The organism is Sphingomonas sp., from assembly GCF_036677245.1.
Classification (GTDB): domain Bacteria; phylum Pseudomonadota; class Alphaproteobacteria; order Sphingomonadales; family Sphingomonadaceae; genus Allosphingosinicella.
The window spans coordinates 1-3,661 of the sequence record NZ_JAKFCG010000122.1; the positions used below are offsets into that span (position 1 = coordinate 1).

Annotated in this window: 2 protein-coding genes and 1 tRNA gene; 2 read left to right on the forward strand and 1 reads right to left on the reverse strand. The window is 65.3% G+C overall.

What is annotated here, in order from left to right:
• Nucleotides 1–734, reverse strand: a 734-nt coding sequence (locus tag V6M48_RS12370; RefSeq protein ID WP_332812834.1) for a DUF1134 domain-containing protein, incomplete at its 3' end; no start/stop codon positions are given.
• A 293-nt stretch (nt 735–1,027) separates the two neighbouring features.
• Here V6M48_RS12370 and V6M48_RS12375 point away from each other — a divergent pair.
• Both V6M48_RS12375 and V6M48_RS12380 read left to right on the forward strand, forming a co-directional pair.
• Complete coding sequence (locus V6M48_RS12375) at nt 1,028–3,172, forward strand: putative bifunctional diguanylate cyclase/phosphodiesterase (protein ID WP_332812835.1); 2,145 nt, start codon at nt 1,028–1,030, stop codon at nt 3,170–3,172.
• 117 nt (nt 3,173–3,289) lie between these two features.
• A tRNA-Ser gene (locus V6M48_RS12380) sits at nt 3,290–3,382 on the forward strand.
• The last annotated feature ends 279 nt before the right edge of the window (nt 3,383–3,661 follow it).

Here is a 3,661-nt window from a genome sequence, read left to right on the forward strand (position 1 = left end):
TAGAAGGGCAGCCAGCGGTTCTTTTCTGAAAAGGCCATGTAGCCGGCGTTGACGCCCAGCCGCGCGCCGACTCCGAGGCGGACCGGGATCAGCACGACCGGACCGCGGCGCAGATAGCTCGCGGAGAAACCGCCGACGAAATAGGCATGGCCTTCCGCGGACGGGTAGCGGCGGAACAACTCCTGGCTGTCGTGGAGGTTGTAGACCAAAACGAACACCTTGTTCGCGTCGCCGCCGACGTCGAAGCCGACTGACGGGCCGGTCCAATAGACGGCGCGATCGCCCTCGATCCTGTGGCGCATCGTCCCCGAGCCGTAGCGGACGCCGAACACGACCGCGCCGCTCGCCTCCTGGCCGGCGATATAGGCGCTCGGTTCGCCCTGATCGGCGAGGATCTTCTCGAGCAGCTCGGCGAGGCCCTTGGCGCCCTTGCCGAACACGTTTTCGGCGGCGCCGATCACATCGCGCTTCGGGATCGTATCCGCCGGCGGGGCCAGCGCCGCTTGGCCCTGCGCTGTGGCAGGCGCATTCGGCCCTGCCGGAGCGGGCGCCGCAGGATCCTGGCTGCCGGCATCGACCGGCTGATAGTCGCTCGGCGCCGGCTCCTCATAAGGCGCGGTTTGCGCAGTGTCGCTCGGCGGCGCGCTGGGATCGACCGCGGTGACCTGCGCGACGGCTGGACTGGCGGCAAGGCACGCAGCCGCGAGAAGCTTCAAAACGCCGGACTTTATCATAACGCTGACCCCCACTCACCCGGTACAAAGGTAACCCCTCCGCGGCTTAAGCGGCAATGAACGCGCGACGAGGCGAGTCGCCAGCGCGGCGGAATGTGTCGGAACGCCTTGAGCGTGACCGGCGGGGGCAGCGGGCCGCATGCAGGCCCATGACCCTTGCTACCGCATCGTAGCGGCCATTTTGCTGACGCACCGTCAGCGTTCCGCCCGCAAAATTAAACGCTTTGGTAAAGCAGCGGCCTCTACAGCGTCGCGTTACTTGGGGAGCATCGCTCGCCGTTGGGAGGGACTAGATGCTTCACGCGCCGGTCAAACTGTCGATCGCGAACCCGTTGGGGTTTGCCGAAGGCAGCTCTGCCGACCCGTTCGCGCGCGAAGCCCTGGCGGTGGCCGGGGTCGGGACATGGCGGATCGACATGGTATCGAGCCTGGCGACCTACGATGCGCTGACCAGCCACATCCTTGGGTGGCCTGCCACGGAGCGCCAGGAACCCGCGCTCGCGCCGGTGCATCCGGGCGACCGGGCGCTGGTGGAAGCGAATTTGCAAAGCAGCTTCAAGACCGGAGCGATCCACGATGTCGAATTCCGCATCATCAGGCCCGACGGGGCTGTCCGTTGGGTGCGGGCGATCGCCCGTCCCCCCGCGCAGGGATGGGGAAATCCGCGCTGGGTCGACGGCATCCTCTACGACATCACCGAAAGCATGGAGCTGCGCCTAGCGCAGCAGGAGAGCGAGCGCGCGATGCGCACGCTCATCAACAATCTTCCCGGCGTCGCCTATCGCTGCGCATGCACTGTGCCATGGTCGATGCTGTTCTGCAGCGAGGGGGTGGAAGCGCTTACCGGCTATTCCGCGACCGAGCTGACCGAAGGCAAGATGACCTGGGCGGAATTCGCCCACCCCGACGATTTTGCGGCGGTTGAGGCCGCAGTCGCCAAAGCGGTCACGGCAGGAGAGCAATTCAACGTTCAGTATCGCTTCGTCCATCGCGACGGCAGCATCCGCTGGATCCAGGAAAAAGGCATCGAGGTGCGCGATGCAGACGGCACTCCGCTCTGGCTCGAAGGCTTCATCTGGGACATCACCGAGCAGCGCAGCGCGCTCGAGCAGCTCCGCTGGACGGCGAGCCACGATTCGCTGACCTCGCTGCCCAACCGCAGCCTGTTCCAGGAGCGGCTGGAAGCGGAGCTCCGGCGCTGCCGCGCCTCGTGCGAGCGGCTCGCGGTGCTGTTGCTCGACGTCGATGATTTCAAGCAGATCAACGACACGATGGGGCATGACGCCGGCGACGCCCTGCTCCGGGAATTCGGCAGCAGGATCAAGGAGGCCGCCGGCGATGGCGGCTTCGTCGCACGCCTCAGCGGCGACGAATTCGCGATGATCGTACGCGGTGCGGGCCTCGCCGGAATCAATGCGGCCGCGGAGCGGGTGCTGGAGCAGCTCGAGCGTCCCTTCCAATATGGCAAGGCGTTGCTCGACTGCCACGCCAGCATCGGCGCCGCGCTTTACCCAAGCCACGGCACCAATCGCGGCGATCTCATCAAGAACGCCGACATGGCGCTCTACGCGGCCAAAGCCGAAGGCGGCGGCAAGCTGCGCTTGTTCGAGCCGCAGTTTCGGGCGGAGATGCAGCAGCGCGCGTCCGGGCTTAGCCTTGCGCGGTGCGCTCTGCGCGAGGATTGGATCGTGCCGCACTATCAGGCCAAGGTCGATCTCGCCACCGGCCGCATCGCCGGCTTCGAGGCGCTGTTGCGCTGGTTCCACCCGCAGCGCGGGGTGCAATATCCGCAGACGATCGCGCCCGCCTTCGAGGATTTTCAGATCGCCACGGCGATCAGTACCCGCATGATCGAGAAGATCTGCCGCGACGCGATATCATGGCTCGAGCAGGATTTGTCGTTCGGGCACGTCGCCCTCAATGTCTCGGCGGGTGATTTCAGGCGCGGCGATTTCGCCGAAATGCTGCTGGCGCGGATGCGCGAGTTCGGCCTGCGTCCGGACCATATCCAGGTCGAGGTGACCGAGACCGTCTTCGTGGGCCGCGGCGCGAGCTACGTCGAGAGTGCGCTCAAGACCCTGAGCCGTGAGGGCGTGGTGATCGCGCTCGACGATTTCGGCACCGGCTATGCGTCGCTCTCGCACCTCAAGCAATTCCCGGTGAACGTCATCAAGATCGACCAGTCGTTCGTGCGTGATGTCGACACCGACGCCGATCACGCCGCGATCGTCAGGGCGGTGATCAATCTCGGCCGGAACCTGGGTATCAGGACTGTCGCCGAGGGGATCGAGACCGAGGTCGAGGCGGAGCGGCTGCGGGAATGGGGCTGCGACTATGGCCAGGGCTATTTGTTCGGGCGCGCCGTCGCCGCCGATGAGGCCGCGGCGCTGTGCGTCGAGGGCGTCCCATCCGGAGAGCCGCTGGCCGCGTTCGGCTGACGCACGGCGCGCGGTGCGGGCTTCAGCGGAGCTTGCGCGCAAGGCGCCGATTACGGCCGATCGTTCAGGTTGATCCTCTCCGAGAGCGCCTCTATAGCCCTGCCTTCGCTGCCAGCCGGAGACGTGGGTGAGTGGCTGAAACCAGCGGTTTGCTAAACCGCCGTAGGGGGATTACTCCTACCGAGGGTTCGAATCCCTCCGTCTCCGCCATTAATCACTGAAAACAAACCGTATTTCCGGATTCCGGGCTTTTCTGCCCACTGCGGTGCCCACTTCCAGTGTGGCTTTGGCCGACCAACCTGGAACTGCTGCGAACGCGCGCAAAGCTCTCCTTCGCCGTCGCCTTTGACTTTGTTCCCGTTATGTGCTAATATCAAAATGCCATACGCACTGCGCTTGGCGCTCCCTTAACAGCGACAAGGATCCCTCCATGGGAAGTTCAGCCAAAGTGCTGGCTCCGGCAGACGTGCGCCGTTTGCTTATGCACGT

Coding starts and splice junctions, on each gene's coding strand:
- V6M48_RS12375 (WP_332812835.1), top strand. CDS start 1,028: ATGCTTCACGCGCCGGTCAAACTGTCGATCGCGAACCCGTTGGGGTTT.